This is a genomic window from Steroidobacter cummioxidans (assembly GCF_003104955.1).
On record NZ_LSRW01000022.1, the window covers coordinates 132,158 to 147,704 of the forward strand.

Below are 15,547 nucleotides of genomic sequence, written 5' to 3' on the forward strand. Positions count from 1 at the left end.
CAGCACGAGGCAAACGAGGTCGCGCCCTGACCTCGTTACTAAATATTAGACAGAACGCCAGCGGTCGCTGACCCCACCGTGACTTCCCGCGGTTCGAATGAGTCTCATGCTATTTTGTGCGCTGTTCGGGAGGAACCCGCCGTCACACACATGCACACCAAAGCCGAGCCAATTCGATACAACTTGCTACGCGATCTGTCGGTCTCGGCCATCGCTGCTGGCTTCGTGACGGTGCTGGTGGGATTCGCCAGCTCCGCCGCCATCGTGTTCCAGGCGGCACAGTCGCTTGGCGCCACGCCGGATCAGATCAGCTCCTGGGTATGGGCGTTGGGGCTGGGAATGGGCTTCACTTGTATCGCCTTGTCGCTGCGCTACCGCGTACCCGTGGTAACGGCCTGGTCCACACCTGGTGCAGCCATGCTCATCAGCAGCGCCGCCGGAGTGCCGCTGTCCGATGCCATTGGCGCATTCGTACTGTCGTCGGTGCTGATAACGGTCGCAGGCTTCACCGGTTTCTTCGAGCGGATGATCAGTCGTATCCCGGTGTCGCTCGCCTCCGGCATGCTCGGCGGCGTGCTACTGCGCTTTGGGTTGGAAGCGTTTCAAGTGGTCAGAACTCAGCTCGGGCTCGGGCTGACCATGTTCGCGGTTTACGTGCTGGCGCGCCGACTTGCGCCACGCTACGCAGTGATTCTTACGTTGCTCATGGGGGTCGCGTTCTCGGCTGCGACGGGGCTGCTGAACGTCGACGGGCTGGCGCTGCAGTGGGCGACGCCGGTGTTCATCGCGCCGACCTTTTCCATCGCCGCGATGGTCGGAGTCGCGTTGCCGTTGTTCATCGTGACCATGGCTTCGCAGAATGTCCCGGGTGTGGCAGTGATGCGCGCCTCAGGCTATAGCGCCCCGATATCGCCCACCATCGGTTGGATCGGCGTGACCAACACCGTCCTGGCGCCTTTCGGTGCGTTCGCGCTCAATCTGGCTGCGATCACCGCCGCGATTTGCATGGGCCGCGAAGCCCATGAAGATCCCGAGCGACGCTATGTCGCCGCCGTCGCTGCCGGCGTGTTCTATGTTTTGATCGGTTTGCTCGGCGCTTCCGTTGCCGCGCTGTTCACGGCGTTTCCGAAGGAGCTGATCGTAGCGATCGCCGGGTTGGCATTGTTGGGCACGATCGGCAACAGCATGGCGCAGGCGTTACGCGAAGAATCCGGACGCGAGGCGGCGCTGGTGACCTTCCTGGTTACCGCATCCGGCATCTCGCTCATGGGCATCGGGTCGGCATTCTGGGGATTGGTGGCGGGAAGTCTCACCCTGCTGGCCTGGAAGCGCTGACCAGAAGGCGGTCATGATGACTTCAGGGCTTCGGCCACGATCTGCTGCGCCTCGGCGATCAGCATCTGCAGGTGATGCGAGTCGCGGAAGCTCTCTGCATAGAGCTTGTAGAGATTCTCAGTACCGGACGGGCGGGCGGCGAACCAGCCATTGGCAGTCACCACCTTGAGTCCACCGATCGGCGCGTCGTTGCCCGGCGCGCGAGTCAATTTTGCAATGATCGGATCACCCGCGAGCGCTGAGGCTCGCACCGCCTCGCCGGAGAGCTTGGCGAGACGGGCTTTCTGTTCCGGCGTCGCGGGTGCATCGATGCGCGTGTAACTCGGAGCACCGAACTGTGCTGTGAGTTCGCGGTAGTGCTCGCCAGGGTCCTTGCCAGTGCGCGCAGTAATCTCGGCTGCGAGCAGTGCGAGGATGAGTCCATCTTTGTCGGTGGTCCACACTGTTCCATCCAGGCACAGGAAGCTCGCGCCTGCGCTCTCTTCGCCGCCGAAGCAGACCGAGCGGTCGAGCAAGCCCGGCGCGAACCATTTGAATCCGACCGGCACTTCGAGCAGTCGGCGCTTCGCTGCCGCAACCACACGATCGATCAGGCTGCTCGAAACGAGCGTCTTGCCCACCGCCGCGCTCGCGCTCCAACCCGGGCGAGCGTCAAGCAGATAGCGAATTGCGACCGCCAGATAGTGGTTCGGATTCAGCAGGCCCGCCGAGGGCGTGACGATGCCATGGCGGTCGGCATCCGTGTCGTTGCCGAAAGCGACGTCGAACCGGTCCTTCAGCCCGAGCAGGCCGGCCATCGCGTAAGGACTCGAACAATCCATACGAATCTTGCCGTCGTGATCCACGGTCATGAACGAGAAGGTCGGGTCCACGCTCGGATTGACCACATCGATATCGAGGCCGTACACGCGATTGATCGGCTCCCAGTAGTGCACGGCTGCACCGCCGAGAGGATCCGCTGCGATCTTCAATCCTGCGGCGCGGATCGCATCCATGTCGATGACCTGTCGCAGGTCCTCCACATACGACGCCGCGAAATCCTGTTCCCGGATCGTTGAATTACGCTGTCCCTCAGCGAGTGACACTCGCTTCACCCCGCGGTTGCCTTCGTGCAGCAGTGTGTTGGCGCGCGCCTGAATCCAACCCGTCACGTCGGATTCGGCCGGGCCACCGTTCGGTGGGTTGTACTTGAAGCCGCCATCCGCTGGCGGGTTGTGCGACGGGGTGATGACGATGCCGTCGGCCAGCCGGTCGGTGCGATCGCGGTTGTGCACCAGAATCGCGCGCGATATCGCGGGCGTCGGTGTGAACCCATCTGCGCTCTGGATGATCGTCTCGACTGCGTTGGCGGCAAGCACTTCCAAGGCGGTACGTTGCGCCGGCCCAGACACCGCATGCGTGTCGCGGCCCACGAAGAGCGGCCCACTGATGTCGTGCATACGCCGGTAGTCGCAGATCGCCTGACTGATCGCGACGATGTGCGCTTCGTTGAATGATCCGTTGAGCGGCGAGCCACGATGCCCGCTGGTGCCGAAGCTCACCAGCTGTGCCGGATCGTTCGTGTCGGGCTGGCGTGCAAAGTATTCACGCTCGAGCTGCACGGGGTCGATCAGCAGTTCCTTGGGCGCCGGTTTGCCGGCCAGCGGGGACAGAGCCATGCGATACCTCGTTAGAAAGCCGGGCAGGGACGCACGTGCCAGATCTCGCTGGCGTACTGCGCGATGCTTCGGTCGCTGGAGAACTTTCCGGATGCTGCCACATTCAGTATCGCCTTGTGCGCCCATGTGGTCGGATCGCCGTAGAGTTGTACCGCGCGCGCATCCGCATCGAGATAAGAATGCAGATCGGCGAGATGCATGTAGTGATCTCCGTGAGTCAGCAGCGCGTCACGAATCGGTGCGAACACGCCAGGCTCGTAGCGACTGAAGTGATCGGTGAAGATGAGGTCGAGTGCGGCCCGGATCTCGGGCTCATGATTGTAGTGCCAATGCGGGTCATACCAAGGGCGGGAGTCGGCCACCTGCTGCGCAGTCAGCCCGAACAAGAAGAAGTTCTCTTCGCCGGCCTCTTGTGCCATCTCGATAGTGGCGCCGTCGCGCGTGCCTATCGTGAGGGCGCCGTTCATCATGAATTTCATATTGCTGGTGCCGCTCGCTTCATAGCCCGCGGTGGAGATCTGGTTGGACAGGTCGGCGGCGGGCATCAGTCGTTCGGCGAGTGTGACGTCGTACTCCGGGAGGAACACGACCTTGATCCGTCCGTGCACTGCCGGATCCCCGTCGATCGTTCCGGCGACGTTGTTGATCAACTTGATGATCAGCTTGGCAAGCCAGTAGGCCGGCGCGGCCTTGCCGCCGAATATGAAGGTTCGAGGCTGCAACTGGAGATTGGGGTGCTCGCGCAGTCGGTTGTAGAGCACGATCACACGCAGCACGTTCAGGAGCTGACGTTTGTATTCGTGGATCCGTTTGACCTGGCAGTCGAACATGCTGTCGGGATCGATCGCTACATTGGTGCTTGCCTTCAGCCAGTTGGCGAACTGCACCTTGGCCGCGCGCTTTGCCTCGAGGAACTCGGCTTGGAAGCCACGGTCTGTGGCGAGCGCCCGAAGCGCGCGCAGCTCCTCTAAATTCGTGATCCAGGCATCGCCGATAGCGTTCGATATCGCGCTCGACAGTGCCGGGTTGGCCAGCTGCAACCAGCGGCGCGGCGTGACGCCGTTGGTCTTGTTGTTGAAGCGCTCGGGGAACATTTCGGCGAAGTCCCTGACCGTGTGAGTTCGCAGTAGGTTCGTGTGAATTTCCGCGACTCCGTTGGTGCTGTGGGAGCCGAGGATGGCCAGGTGCGCCATGCGGACATGCTTGCCCCCGGCCTCGTCGATCAGGCTCATGCGCGCAACTCGCTGATCGTCTCCAGGGAAGCGCGCCCGCACCTGGTCGAGGAACCGTCGGTTGATCTCGAAAATGATTTCGAGATGACGTGGCAACAGTAGCTGGAACCATTCCAGTGGCCATTGTTCCAGCGCCTCGGGCAGCAACGTGTGATTCGTATACGCGAGGGTCTGCTGCGTCACGTTCCACGCTTCGTCCCAACCGAGATGTTCCACGTCGAGCAGGATGCGCATGAGCTCGGCGACCGCGAGCGAGGGGTGGGTGTCGTTGAGTTGGATCGCAACCTTGTCGGGCAGCCTGTACCAGTCCGTGTTGGCGCGCCGAAAGCGTCGCGTGAGGTCTCCGAGCGAGCAGGCGACCAGAAAATACTCCTGCACCAGGCGCAGGCCCCGGCCACGCGTGGTGGAATCATCCGGATACAACACTCTAGTCAACGATGCGGCCAGCAATGATTCCGTCAAAGCCCCCACGAACTCGCCCGCGCTGAATTGCTGAAAATCGAAGTCGTCCGGGGCGGCGGCGCCCCATAGCCGCAGCGTGTTGACCGTCTGGCCGCCATAGCCGACCACCGGTCGGTCGAATGGCACCCCGATCAAGGTCGACGGGCGATTCGGGATCAGCTCGAAATTACCGTTGTGCATCACGAACGAGCAGCCGAAAGCAACTTCGAGGCACTCTTCGGGACGAGCGATCTCCCAGGGATCGGGGCGCCGCAGCCAATTGTCGGGCTGCTCGTGCTGCCAGCCGTCGCGAATGGACTGTTGAAACATGCCGTACTCATAGCGCAGCCCATAACCCATCGCCGGCAGTTGCAGCGTGGCCATCGAGTCCAGGAAACAGGCCGCCAGGCGCCCGAGTCCGCCGTTGCCGAGGCCCGGATCCGGTTCCTGATCGAGCAGGGCCAGCCAGTCGATGTTTTTCTGAGCAGCGGCGCTCTGCGCGAGGTCATCCAACAGCAGGTTCGTGACGTTGTTCGCGAGCGAGCGGCCGATCAAGAACTCCATCGACACGTAGTACACCATCTTGGGGTCCTGACGAGCGTACGTCTCCGTGGTGCGCGCCCAGCGATGTGCGAGCACATCCCGCACCGAGTGCGCAAAGGCATCGAACTTGTCTCGCGCGGACGCGGTGGCGGGATCCTCCGCCTTGTCGAAAAGAAGATGACGTTCGTAGAAGGTGTTCTCGTTGCCGGTGAGCTGGATTCCACCGCATCCATAGCGTGGAGGCAGATGCGAATCGATGTGCGGCTGCGCGCGCGCTGTAAGGGGCTCAGGCTCCATGGGGGCTCTCGTTTACGCGAGCTAGGAAGGCATGGCAGCGTGCGCTTAGCCTGATGAAAGCGTCAAGGCTGCGTACGATTGACATTACGAGAATCCTCGTAATATCGTATGGATCATGGAAACCAAGCATGCCGTCGAAGCCTTGGGTGCGCTTGCGCACGAGCACCGCCTCGGGATTTATCGACTTCTGGTAGAGAGGGGGCCCGCAGGGCTTGCCGCTGGCGCGATCGGTGAGGCCCTCGGCCTGGCGCCTTCGTCGCTTACCTTTCATCTGCAGAATCTGCACCGTGCTGGACTGATCGTGCAGCGGCGTGAGAGTCGCAGTCTGATCTATAGCGTGGATTTCGCTGCGATGAACGATCTGGTCGGGTATCTGACCGAGAACTGTTGCGCCGACAGCGGCAGTGCGTGTGTCACTGCCTGCAAGCCCGCTTCGTCGTCGAAGACGGGCAAGCGAAAAAAGGTTGCATAGCCATGGCCACGATCCCGTCCCATGACATCATGTCGCACCTGACTACGCAGGTACCAAACGTTCACGTCGACCATTTTCGGGCGCCGGGCAACGATCAACTACTCGCGGCTCGCCGTTCGGCTCACGCGCCGCGCATCTTGTTACTGTACGGATCGGTCCGCGTTCGTTCTTACAGTCGATTGCTCGCGGAGGAGGCGGGGCGCTTGTTGACAGTCATGGGCGCCGAGACGAGGTTCTTCAATCCTTCCGGAATGCCACTGCCGGACGACGCTCCGGAGAGCCATCCTAAAGTGCGCGAACTGCGCGAACTGGCGCAATGGGCGGAAGGTATGGTGTGGAGCTCGCCGGAGCGTCACGGCGCCATGACCGGGATCATGAAGGCGCAGATCGATTGGATTCCTTTGAGCGTCGGCTCGGTGCGTCCGACGCAAGGCAAAACGCTCGCCGTCATGCAGGTGTCCGGCGGATCGCAGTCCTTCAACGCAGTGAGTCAGATGCGGGTGTTGGGGCGGTGGATGCGCATGATCACCATCCCAAACCAGTCGTCGGTGGCAAAGGCGTATCAGGAGTTCGACGAAGAGGGGCGTATGAAGCCGTCGCCGTACTACGATCGCGTCGTCGATGTGATGGAAGAGCTCGTCAAATTTACGTTGTTGACGCGTGACGTAGCCAGCCATCTGGTCGATCGCTACAGCGAGCGTAAGGAGAGTGCAGCAGCTCTATCCCGACGCGTACAGCAACAGGCGATTTGATGGGATTGTCGCCCAGGCGGAATGCTGTCCCGCCACATTCCTTGAAAACAAGCTAGCGCTGTTGATCTAGCGCGGGACAGCAAGCATGCTCGGGTGGAGAACAATTACATTCACCTGCTACGACCCGGCCCATGAAAAGTTTCCGACGCCTGTTGCTGGAGAGACTGGTCGCGGGCCGTCCTCGCCGAGCATTGCAACTCAGCTGCGCGCACCTGGAAGTATGCGGTGTTCGAATGCGTGTGCCGCAGGACAGCCCGCTGTTTGACGCCAAGGGCGGAGAAATCATCGATTTGCCCATGGATGGGGTGATCGCGCCGTATGTGCTCGATCATGGGCGATGGCAAGCCGAGGAGCTCGATTTTCTAGGTGCGCATTTGCCGAATGGCCGCTGTGTGCTCATCGATGTCGGTGCAAACATCGGTCTGATCACGCGTCAGTTGATGCATCGCTTGCCAGCCATCGCGGCAGCAGTGTGTTATGAGCCCCATCCGGGAAATTTCCAGCTCCTCAAGCGCAACCTCAGTCATCTTCCGCAATGTCATCTGGTACAGGCCGCCGTGGGCACGGCGGAGGGGCAGCTGACTTTCTATGAAGACCAGCGCAATGCCGGCAACTATTCGCTCAATCTGAGCGCCATGCGAAATACAGAGTATCGAACCAGCGTCGTCCACTGCCTGCCGGCAACGGAAGCGCAACTTCTGGCACCGTTGGATGAGGGGTTGCGTCTGCTGCCGATGATATGGAAGTCAGATACTCAGGGGTTCGATGAGCTCATCATGGCCACGTTGCCCGATGAGTTCTGGGCGCGCGTGCATGGTGGCGTCATGGAGATCTCGCGAGTGGAGCGACCGCCCTTCGATCGCGCTCGACTGCGTTCCATTCTGGCGATGTACCCGATCCGGCGGTTCGGTCACGAGCTCGACCGAAATGTCTCAGTGAACGAGATTCTGGGGTACGCCGAGGGTGACGACGATCAGCATCGCGACTTGTTCTTCGCAAGGGCCTGACTTCGGGGAACGTCCGCAGCGCCAGACTGGGTCAGGTACAGCTCCAAGGTGCGCTGGCCGATGGCGTCCCAGTCGTAGGCGCTGAGATCGGCCGTTTGACCCTCATCGAGGCACGCGTCGTCCATTGCTTGCAACAGATGCTCGCTCGTCAGCTGGCCGCTGAAGAGAGTCACCCAACGCGCCCCGACGTGACTTTGGATCTCCGGCAGCGCTCCCAGGTTGGGGGCGAGCACGGCGCGATTGAACGACAGCGCCAGAAACACACTGCCGGAATTCAGGATGTCTTCAAAGGGCAACACTACGACGTCAGCGGCGCCGACGTATAGCGGCACTTTGTCATCGGGGACGAACTCCAACGACAGGCGGATGCGGCGGTCATCGGCTACCAATTTCTGCAGCTCGTCGGTGCGGATCATGTGACCTGGTTGACCGGCTATCACGAGCTGCACGTCCTGCCGCGGCAACTGTCGGAATGCCTCGATCAACAGGGGGACATTCTTGTAGGGGCGGATGTTGCCGAAGAACAGAAATGTGAATCGATGCTCGAGGCCCAGCTGGTTCCGACAACTCTGCCGGGGCGGCGCGTTCAGGTAGGCATCGCGATAGTGTCCATGAGGAATCACCGCTGCGGCCTTGTTGTGTAGCGGCGGGTACATGGCCAGCGCGGATGCCAGTCCATTGTTCGTGAGCGCGATGGCGTGCGTGCACGCGCGCGGGAACCACAGCGGGAACAGTATTTCCCCCAGTGGCAGATGGCGCTCATGCGGCTTCAAGTTGTGCACTGTCCAGACGATACGGGTTTTGAGCAAACGCAGCAGAGCAAACAACAGCGCGAGGCGCATATGCTTGAGGAGCGCGCGAAACGAAGAGCGGGCGCGTAGGTGCAGGTCGGGCCAGTGGATGTGCAGGACGTCGTAACGTCGTTTCAGTGCTCGTGCAAAGGTGAAGTTGTCGACGCGCACGCCGCGTCGCTCGAGACTTTCCGACAAGCTGCGTAGATAGGGGTTGTCGCCGTGCTTCGGAAACATCAGCACGCGCAGCGGCGAGTTCCGGGAAGTCCGATCCGATAGGTTGTTCTTGGTCACGGTGCCGACTTGAATCACGATTCGCGCCGATCGATTTGTAATGAGCCGCCAAGCGCGGCGAGTCTATAGCGGCGCGATGGTGTGCACAATGCGATCTGCGACCAGTGGAGCGAATGTTTGTTTTATGCGCGCCAGAACAGTGCCGCGGGTGGATGTTCTTGCACCAGTCTGAGATGGCGGCACAACCGTTTCGCGCCCGATACTGTCCTTTGGTTGGATCGACAGGCGCCAGAAGCTCCGTCTTCTGATCGTAACAACCCAACTGTATAACGCCACGCTCCGATAACCCGACGGAGCGTTTTGAATGCTGAATTTCGTACCGCGCGGTCCCGCGGCATGTGTCGTATTTGTTTCGGCTGGCGTACTGGGCGCGGCTTGCTCTGCCTCGGCACAAGAGATGCCAGAGGCCACGCTGGATACGGTCATCGTCACCGGCACGCGCGATGCCAAGCGCACGCAGTTCGACACGCTGACTCCGATCGATGTGATATCGAGCGATGCTGTCAATGGCTCAGTTGCCAACGAGCTGGGCGACTCGCTCGCGCAGCTCGTCCCGTCTTTCAGCGTTCAACAGCAGCCGAGTGCCAACGGTCAGCAGTTCGTGCGGCCCGCGCGCTTGCGTGGCTTGTCGCCGGATCAAACGCTAGTGCTGGTCAACGGCAAACGCTTCCACCGCTCGTCGCTCATCAGCGTGCGTGGTGCGCAGGCGCCGGATCTGGCGCAGATTCCATCCTTTGCGATCAAGCACATTGAAGTGCTGCGCGACGGTGCATCCGCGCAGTATGGATCGGATGCGATTGCGGGCGTCATCAACATCATCCTCGATGACTCGCAGGGTCTCCAAGGCTTCAGCCAGTACTCGAAGTTCTATGCGGGCGACGGAACGGATCGCCAGCTCGGCATCCGCGGCGGCCTCGCGGTCGGCGATGGTGGATCGGTGGTCGCGACCGCGGAGTGGGCGGATACGGATGCAACTTCACGCACTCGCCAGCGGCCGGATGCAATTGCGTTTCAGAGCGCGCACCCCGACTTGGACGTTTCAAATCCCGTGCAGCGCTGGGGCTTGCCGGAGAATCGCTGGTACCGCTCGGCTCGCTGGACATCTACAACATCGATGTGAGCAAGCGCTTCAGCCAGTCGCGAACGTTTGCTGTGACGCCTGCGATTCGTCAGCAGTTGATCGCGGCGGGCGTGCCGGGTGCAGAGTCGTTCACGGGCGTGAGCTTCTTTACGAACGACTTCGACACACGCACTCGTGGCGTCGATCTGGTCGCTGCGTATGCGAAGCGAGTCGGTCCTGGCCGGTTGAGCTTGACTGCTGCGTACAACTACAACGATACGGAAGTCACGTCCGGATCGCTCACAGCGGATCCGACGCAGCGGACGGTGTTCGAGGAAGGTATCCCTTCGCGGAACCTGACGGCCGCGATGGGATACGAGTTCGGTCCGCTGAAGCTCACGACGCGGGCTCGTTACTACGGTCCTTGGACCGATTCAACGGGCAATACGACGGGTGACCTGACGCAACGCTTTGGCTCATTCACTCAGCTCGATCTCATGGCGGAATGGACGCCGACGGATACCGTGTCTGTGGCGCTCGGTGCCGAGAACGTGTTGGATGAGTACCCCGACGAGGCGGTCTTCCAGGCCAGTCGAGGATTGATCTACTCGCGCAATTCGCCTTATGGTACGGACGGTGGGCGCTACTACGTGCGCATGAATGTGAAGTACTGATGATGCAAACACTCTCGCGGCGGACCTTCCTTGGCGCGAGTGCCGCCGCGAGTTTCATGGCAAGCGCGCCGGCCCAGCCCGTTTCTATAGCGAGCGCGCCGACCCTTGCCGCGGACGAGTCGTACTGGGCCAAGATCGCGGCCCAGTACGACCTGCCTAGCGGCGTCATTCAGCTCGAGAACGGCAATTGGGGCGTGATGTCACGACCCGTGCTCGCCGCCTACGAGCGTCACCAACGCATGGTGAACCAACAAAGCTCCTACTACACGCGACGCGAGTATGGACCGGACTTTCAGCAAGTCCGGGAGCGCGTTGCTAACGCGCTAGGCGTTGGCGCGGAGGAGATCGCTCTCACACGTAACGCGACGGAAGCGTTGCAGGCACTGATCGGCGGCTACAACCGCCTACGGCCGGGAGACGCGGTGCTGTATGCGGATCTCGATTACGACAGCATGCAGGCTGCGATGAACTGGCTGCGAGACCGGCGCGGCGTGGAAGTCATCCGCATCGCGTTGCCCGAGCCTGCGAGCTATCAGGGCTTGATCGACGCTTACGAACAGGCGTTTCGCAAGCATCCACGCATCAAGCTCGCTCTGCTTACGCACCTCAGCCATCGCACCGGGCTCGTGCTGCCGGTGAAGGAAATTATAGAGCTGGCGCGCACGCATTCGGCAGATGCGATCGTCGACTCCGCCCATGCGTGGGGCCAACTCGAGTTTCGGCCTGCCGACCTGGGCATCCAGTTCATGGGCGTCAATCTGCATAAGTGGATGGGCGTGCCGCTTGGGGTCGGCGCGATGTACATCCGTCGCGACCGCATCGCCGACATCGATCCCTTCATGGCTAACGACGAAGTGCCCGCCACGGATATTCGCGCTCGCGTGCATACGGGGACGGCGAATTTCGCTGCGTATCTAACCGTGCCGGACGCGTTCGACTTCCATGAGCAAGTCGGCGGCACACCGGCGAAAGCGGCACGTCTGCGTCATTTGCGCTCGTTGTGGGTGGCGCCGCTTCGCGATCATCCACAAATCCAGATACTCACGCCGGATGACCCGCGACTCAGTGGAGGCATCACTTCTTTCCGGTTGAGGGGTCGGGAGAGTGTGGCCGTCGCGAAGGAACTGCTCGAGCGACACAAGATCTTTACGGTACACCGCGTGGGTGTCTCAGCCGGACCTTGTGTACGCGTGACGCCAGGCATCTTCAATTCTGCGGATGATCTGCAAAAGCTGGTGCACGCGCTGAAGGAGATGGCGGGGGCTTGAACCAAAAGGTCACGCTCCCGCGCGCTCGATGTGCCAAAACGTCGACAGGTACAAATAACTGCCTACACTTTGCCACATGGCTCGCCCGGCGGCGCCGCGGGCATCCGCCCGCAATCAGATCACCCGCCATTCATCCGCACGGCGCCATCCCGCGAACAACGTCACTGCCGCGACGAGCGCAAGCCACAGCGCGAAAGGAACAATCGTCGCGATCCGAGCGCTCTCGGACGCTTCCGCCATGACAAACTCGGGTAACGCGAGCGGCTCCAGAAGGTTGAGTCGGCCGCGTGTTTCACGGACCCCCGGTGCCGGCGGCTGAGTAATCTCGGCCTGCACGAGGGGGTATACGTGAGTACGCAGCAGCTGCTGATATTGGCGAGCTGCTTGTTCGAATCGGCGTTGGCGTTCCGAGTCAGTGCCGGCGAGCGCGGCGAATGCCGTCTCCATGCCAAGCGTTGGCATGAGAAAGCCCGCGGCATACGCGACCCGCTCCTGTCGAGCGAGATGGTCGTCCATGGCGGATTTCAATGATGACAGGCGGCGCTCGGTTTCCGGCACGAGAAAGGTCAGTCGGGTCGCGTGGTCGAGGCTCGTGACTTTGCTCAGGTAGGGCGACAGATCGGGGCGAGAGCTCAGCGCCTGAGCGAGTAAGGTATCGCGCTCGCCGTCGATGGCATCGCGGACCTGACGCTGGTGATCGACATACTCGACCGCCGACGGTGGCGGATCGAACGTTGCGAGTAGCGCCGAACCCGCCATTGGTAAGCCGATGATGAGCAACGCCCAGATCGCGGCCAGCATGCCCAGCGCCGCGCCTGCGCCGGGCTGGCGGGCCAGCACGAACAGCGCGACGCCGGACCAGAACAGCACGTAGAGCAGGGTAAGTAACAAACTGATGGCCAGCGCCGGTGCGACTTCTCCCAGTGACACGCCGGCGATGGCGAGAGCGACGACCTGAGCGAGCAGCACGGCCGGAATGAACCAGGCCAGGATGGCCGTCATCCGTGCGCCGAGCCAGCGGCGTGGTCCAGTCGCTTGCGCGGCCACGAGGCGTAACATGCCTCGATCACGCTCGAATGTGATCAACAGCGCGCACAACAGAAGCAAGCCGATAGGTAGCAGCACCACGATCGCGAATGCGAGATCGAAACGTCCCAGCGCCAGGCCGCGCGGATTCTCGAAGTCATAAGTGTCGATGAATCCGAACGGCGTGTTGAGCTTGATTTCCAAACGGCTCGGTGCGAGGTCGCTCACGCCCGAGGCGAGCGGCGACAACGGCAGGTGCGGCTTGAGTGCGTGCCGCCGCACGAAATATTCGCTGTAGCCGGCGACGTTGGTCGGATCCTGCCAGTACGCCACCTGGCCCGCGTCTTCGGACACTTTGTCTCGATAGGCGAGCGCCCGCTCGAGTGTGTTCGCGATCAGCGCTTGGTCATCATTGCGTGCGCGATCCAAGGCGGAGCTCTGCTGAGCATGCTTGGCAGCCGTCGTCGCGGCGCCCCAGGTGAAGCTCGCCAGCAGTATGACCACGACCGACCACAGCAACGGCGAACGGCCGACGCGCAGCCACTCCCAAAAAAACAAATCACGAAACTTCGGACCACTCACGGCGTGATTCATGGGTGCAGCCCTCGGGCGGTAACGGTGAGCGACGACCCGGCAATGGCGAGCCAGGCGAGCAGTGCGACGAAGGCAGGCCACGCGGGCATCGAGGCCGTGCCAATTCGGGGCGCGGCATAGGCGAACTCGGGAATCTGCGACCACAGCCGTTCGTCATTCACGTGACGCTCGGTGCCATGGGCTGAATGCGCCATGCCGTCGGCATTCATTCGGTTGACGAGGTCGCGCCGGTAGCGCTCGGCAGTGTCGATGAAGTGACGGTGATGACTGAAGTCAGTGCCCGCGAGCGCCGGCGAACCCGCCTGGATCGCAATGGTGGGAGACAAAAAACCGAGCAGCGCGAACCAGCGATCCTGGCGCTCGACCCGATCGTAGAAGGGCTTCAGGACTCGATCGAACGCTGCATGGCTGTGTCGCTCCATGAAGTCGAGCTCGGCCATGCGCGGATTGGGAATATCTTCGAGCCGGCTCACGCCGTAGCGGGCCAGCAATGCCTGCTTGTTCCGTTGCGCCTGCTCGTCGGACCAGAAGGCCGGCGCTTCGCTTGCCATCTGCTGGTGAATCGACTGGCTGGAGGGCAGCGGGCTGGCCGTGTCGACCAGGGTGCTCGCGGCTCGGGGCAGTGCGAGCGAGAATGCGATCCACAATCCAAACAAAATGGTCATGGCCAATCTGGCGTTACGGGCTCGTAACGAGATCGTCACACCGATCGCGGCGAGCAGCGCGATGTACGCGGCCACAGTCGCGCACCATGCAAGGATCCTCGCCAATGTGTCTGAGCTCAGGTTGCCGAACAGGGCGAGCCCGCCGAGCGTGATTGCCGCGACAGGAACGATCAGCAGGGCGGTGGTACTCACCCACACTGCTAACGTCTTGCTGATGACGATGGTGCTTGGGTGAATGGCCGCGCCCAACGCCAATCGTGTCGTGCCTCGCTCGCGCTCTTGTGCAACGAGCGTGAAGGCGAGCAGAAACACGATCAGCGGTGCCACCCCGGCAATCAACGCGACCGGGCTGGCAAAGCCGATCCGCTGCAGGGGCGAGGCGTTCTGTTGCGGTCGGTACAGCATGTCATTCTGATGGTGGGCTTCGAGCCATACTGTCTGGCCGAGGAATGGATTGCCGCCCGGGTCCAGCGCGCTCAGCGCTGGCGCGGGTTTGAAGGCGAAAATGCTGTAATGAGCGGCGCTGTGAGGGTCTTTCTCACCCTGTCCCAGCCAGCGTTGTCGCTCGGCGGCCGCCACCTTTTGTTTGGTGGCATCCACGCGTGCGCTGTCCACGGCGATCGAGATGCAGGAAAGGACCACGACGATCGCGAGGGCCAACAACGACCACCAGGCGCGACGATCCCGCCGCAACATGGCGGTTTCCAATCGAAGCAACGAGAGAATCATGATGCCAGCCTCTGCAGATAGAGCTGCTCCAGCGCCACAGGATCCAGCGTCGCGGCGTCGCGCTCATCGACCATTCGCCCGGCGCGGAGAATGCCGAGTCGATGCGCCACGTCCTTGACGCGAAACAAGTCGTGCGTCGCCATTAGCACCGCAATGCCACGCTCGGATGCGGCCCGAATGACGTTGGAAAGATCGTTCGCGGCGCTCGCATCGAGCCCCGAGGTCGGCTCATCGAGCAGCAGCAAATGAGCCTGTTTCGCCAGTGCGATCGCGACCCCGACCTTTTGTCGCATGCCCTTGGAGAAGTTACCCGCCAGACGCTCATGCGCTTCGGGCTGCAGGCCCGCCTCACTGAGCAGCTGGCGCGCGGTCGCTGCGTCGATCTTTCTTCCTGCGAGCAACGCAAAGTAAGTAAGGTTCTCGATCGCGCTGAGCGAAGGATGCAACATCACAGTCTCTGGCAGATAGCCGATGCGTGCGCGCGCACCGAGCGGGTCGGCGGCAGCATCGGCGCCCGCGACCGTGATCGAGCCACGGTCGGGTCGCAGGAATCCGAGAATCATATTCAAGGTCGTCGTCTTACCGGCGCCGTTGGGGCCGAGCAGCGCATAAACCTCGCCGGGCTGCAGGTGCAGGGAAAGATCTTCGACCGCGTGCACGGCGCCGAAGGCAATCGATACGGAATCGAGCTCGAGTGTCGACATGGTCA

The 15,547-nt window shown here is 61.9% G+C and carries 12 protein-coding genes and 1 pseudogene; 7 read left to right on the forward strand and 6 right to left on the reverse strand.

The features are described from left to right. The first annotated feature begins 150 nt into the window (after positions 1–150). A complete protein-coding gene (locus tag D0550_RS14125; protein ID WP_116809835.1) occupies positions 151–1,335 on the forward strand; it encodes a benzoate/H(+) symporter BenE family transporter in 1,185 nt (394 codons plus the stop codon). A gap of 11 nt (positions 1,336–1,346) precedes the next feature. On the opposite strand, the gene pgm is transcribed toward D0550_RS14125, so the two are convergent. Both pgm and D0550_RS14135 read right to left on the reverse strand, forming a co-directional pair. Continuing rightward, positions 1,347–2,993 carry a phosphoglucomutase (alpha-D-glucose-1,6-bisphosphate-dependent) gene (gene pgm / locus D0550_RS14130; RefSeq protein WP_116809836.1) on the reverse strand — a complete coding sequence of 549 codons (1,647 nt, stop codon included), beginning with the start codon at positions 2,991–2,993 and terminating at the stop codon, positions 1,347–1,349. A gap of 11 nt (positions 2,994–3,004) precedes the next feature. After that, the gene (locus tag D0550_RS14135; protein ID WP_116809837.1) at positions 3,005–5,506 is read right to left on the reverse strand and encodes a glycogen/starch/alpha-glucan phosphorylase; all 2,502 of its coding nucleotides are present in this window, start codon (positions 5,504–5,506) and stop codon (positions 3,005–3,007) included. Between the two features lie 115 nt (positions 5,507–5,621). On the opposite strand from D0550_RS14135, the gene D0550_RS14140 reads away from it, so the two are divergent. The 3 genes from D0550_RS14140 to D0550_RS14150 all read left to right on the forward strand — a co-directional run bounded on the left by D0550_RS14140 (position 5,622) and on the right by D0550_RS14150 (position 7,737). Continuing rightward, on the forward strand, positions 5,622–5,978 hold the full coding sequence (locus tag D0550_RS14140) for an ArsR/SmtB family transcription factor (RefSeq protein ID WP_116809838.1): 357 nt from the start codon (positions 5,622–5,624) through the stop codon (positions 5,976–5,978). A gap of 29 nt (positions 5,979–6,007) precedes the next feature. Continuing rightward, positions 6,008–6,730, forward strand: a complete 723-nt coding sequence (gene arsH, locus D0550_RS14145) for an arsenical resistance protein ArsH (protein WP_116809930.1) — start codon at positions 6,008–6,010, stop codon at positions 6,728–6,730. 131 nt (positions 6,731–6,861) lie between these two features. After that, the gene (locus D0550_RS14150) at positions 6,862–7,737 is read left to right on the forward strand and encodes an FkbM family methyltransferase (RefSeq protein ID WP_116809839.1); all 876 of its coding nucleotides are present in this window, start codon (positions 6,862–6,864) and stop codon (positions 7,735–7,737) included. Here the strand turns inward: D0550_RS14150 and D0550_RS14155 are convergent. Then, positions 7,704–8,840, reverse strand: a complete 1,137-nt coding sequence (locus tag D0550_RS14155) for a glycosyltransferase family 4 protein (RefSeq protein WP_116809840.1) — start codon at positions 8,838–8,840, stop codon at positions 7,704–7,706. The two genes, D0550_RS14150 and D0550_RS14155, sit on opposite strands and share 34 nt — an antisense overlap. Positions 8,841–9,126: 286 nt before the next feature. On the opposite strand from D0550_RS14155, the pseudogene D0550_RS35470 reads away from it, so the two are divergent. The 3 genes and pseudogenes from D0550_RS35470 to D0550_RS14165 all read left to right on the forward strand — a co-directional run. Further along, a pseudogene (locus D0550_RS35470) lies at positions 9,127–9,894 on the forward strand (TonB-dependent receptor plug domain-containing protein); the annotation flags it as partial. Between the two features lie 44 nt (positions 9,895–9,938). Beyond that, positions 9,939–10,556: a TonB-dependent receptor domain-containing protein gene (locus tag D0550_RS35475; protein ID WP_206606280.1), complete on the forward strand. Its 618-nt coding sequence runs from the start codon at positions 9,939–9,941 to the stop codon at positions 10,554–10,556. Continuing rightward, on the forward strand, positions 10,556–11,824 hold the full coding sequence (locus tag D0550_RS14165; protein WP_116809841.1) for an aminotransferase class V-fold PLP-dependent enzyme: 1,269 nt from the start codon (positions 10,556–10,558) through the stop codon (positions 11,822–11,824). Before D0550_RS35475 ends, D0550_RS14165 begins: the two co-directional genes overlap by 1 nt. A 114-nt stretch (positions 11,825–11,938) precedes the next feature. Here D0550_RS14165 and D0550_RS14170 read toward each other — a convergent pair whose 3' ends face one another. The 3 genes from D0550_RS14170 to D0550_RS14180 are packed head-to-tail and all read right to left on the reverse strand — an operon-like array spanning position 11,939 to position 15,542. After that, positions 11,939–13,444 (reverse strand): DUF3526 domain-containing protein, encoded by a 1,506-nt coding sequence (locus tag D0550_RS14170; RefSeq protein ID WP_116809842.1) that lies wholly within the window; start codon positions 13,442–13,444, stop codon positions 11,939–11,941. Continuing rightward, entirely contained in the window at positions 13,441–14,838 is a 1,398-nt protein-coding gene (locus D0550_RS14175) for an ABC transporter permease subunit (RefSeq protein WP_116809843.1), read from the reverse strand. The genes D0550_RS14170 and D0550_RS14175 overlap by 4 nt, the downstream gene beginning before the upstream one ends. Next, complete coding sequence (locus tag D0550_RS14180) at positions 14,835–15,542, reverse strand: ABC transporter ATP-binding protein (protein WP_116809931.1); 708 nt, start codon at positions 15,540–15,542, stop codon at positions 14,835–14,837. Before D0550_RS14180 ends, D0550_RS14175 begins: the two co-directional genes overlap by 4 nt. Between the last annotated feature and the right edge of the window lie 5 nt (positions 15,543–15,547).

Bases quoted from the DNA above. Each gene is read 5' to 3' on its own strand.
- D0550_RS14165 (WP_116809841.1), top strand. From the start codon at position 10,556: ATGATGCAAACACTCTCGCGGCGGACCTTCCTTGGCGCGAGTGCCGCC.
- D0550_RS14150 (WP_116809839.1), top strand. From the start codon at position 6,862: ATGAAAAGTTTCCGACGCCTGTTGCTGGAGAGACTGGTCGCGGGCCGT.
- D0550_RS14180 (WP_116809931.1), bottom strand. From the start codon at position 15,542: ATGTCGACACTCGAGCTCGATTCCGTATCGATTGCCTTCGGCGCCGTG.
- pgm (WP_116809836.1), bottom strand. From the start codon at position 2,993: ATGGCTCTGTCCCCGCTGGCCGGCAAACCGGCGCCCAAGGAACTGCTG.
- D0550_RS14125 (WP_116809835.1), top strand. From the start codon at position 151: ATGCACACCAAAGCCGAGCCAATTCGATACAACTTGCTACGCGATCTG.
- arsH (WP_116809930.1), top strand. From the start codon at position 6,008: ATGTCGCACCTGACTACGCAGGTACCAAACGTTCACGTCGACCATTTT.
- D0550_RS14135 (WP_116809837.1), bottom strand. From the start codon at position 5,506: ATGGAGCCTGAGCCCCTTACAGCGCGCGCGCAGCCGCACATCGATTCG.
- D0550_RS14170 (WP_116809842.1), bottom strand. From the start codon at position 13,444: ATGAATCACGCCGTGAGTGGTCCGAAGTTTCGTGATTTGTTTTTTTGG.
- D0550_RS14140 (WP_116809838.1), top strand. From the start codon at position 5,622: ATGGAAACCAAGCATGCCGTCGAAGCCTTGGGTGCGCTTGCGCACGAG.
- D0550_RS14175 (WP_116809843.1), bottom strand. From the start codon at position 14,838: ATGATTCTCTCGTTGCTTCGATTGGAAACCGCCATGTTGCGGCGGGAT.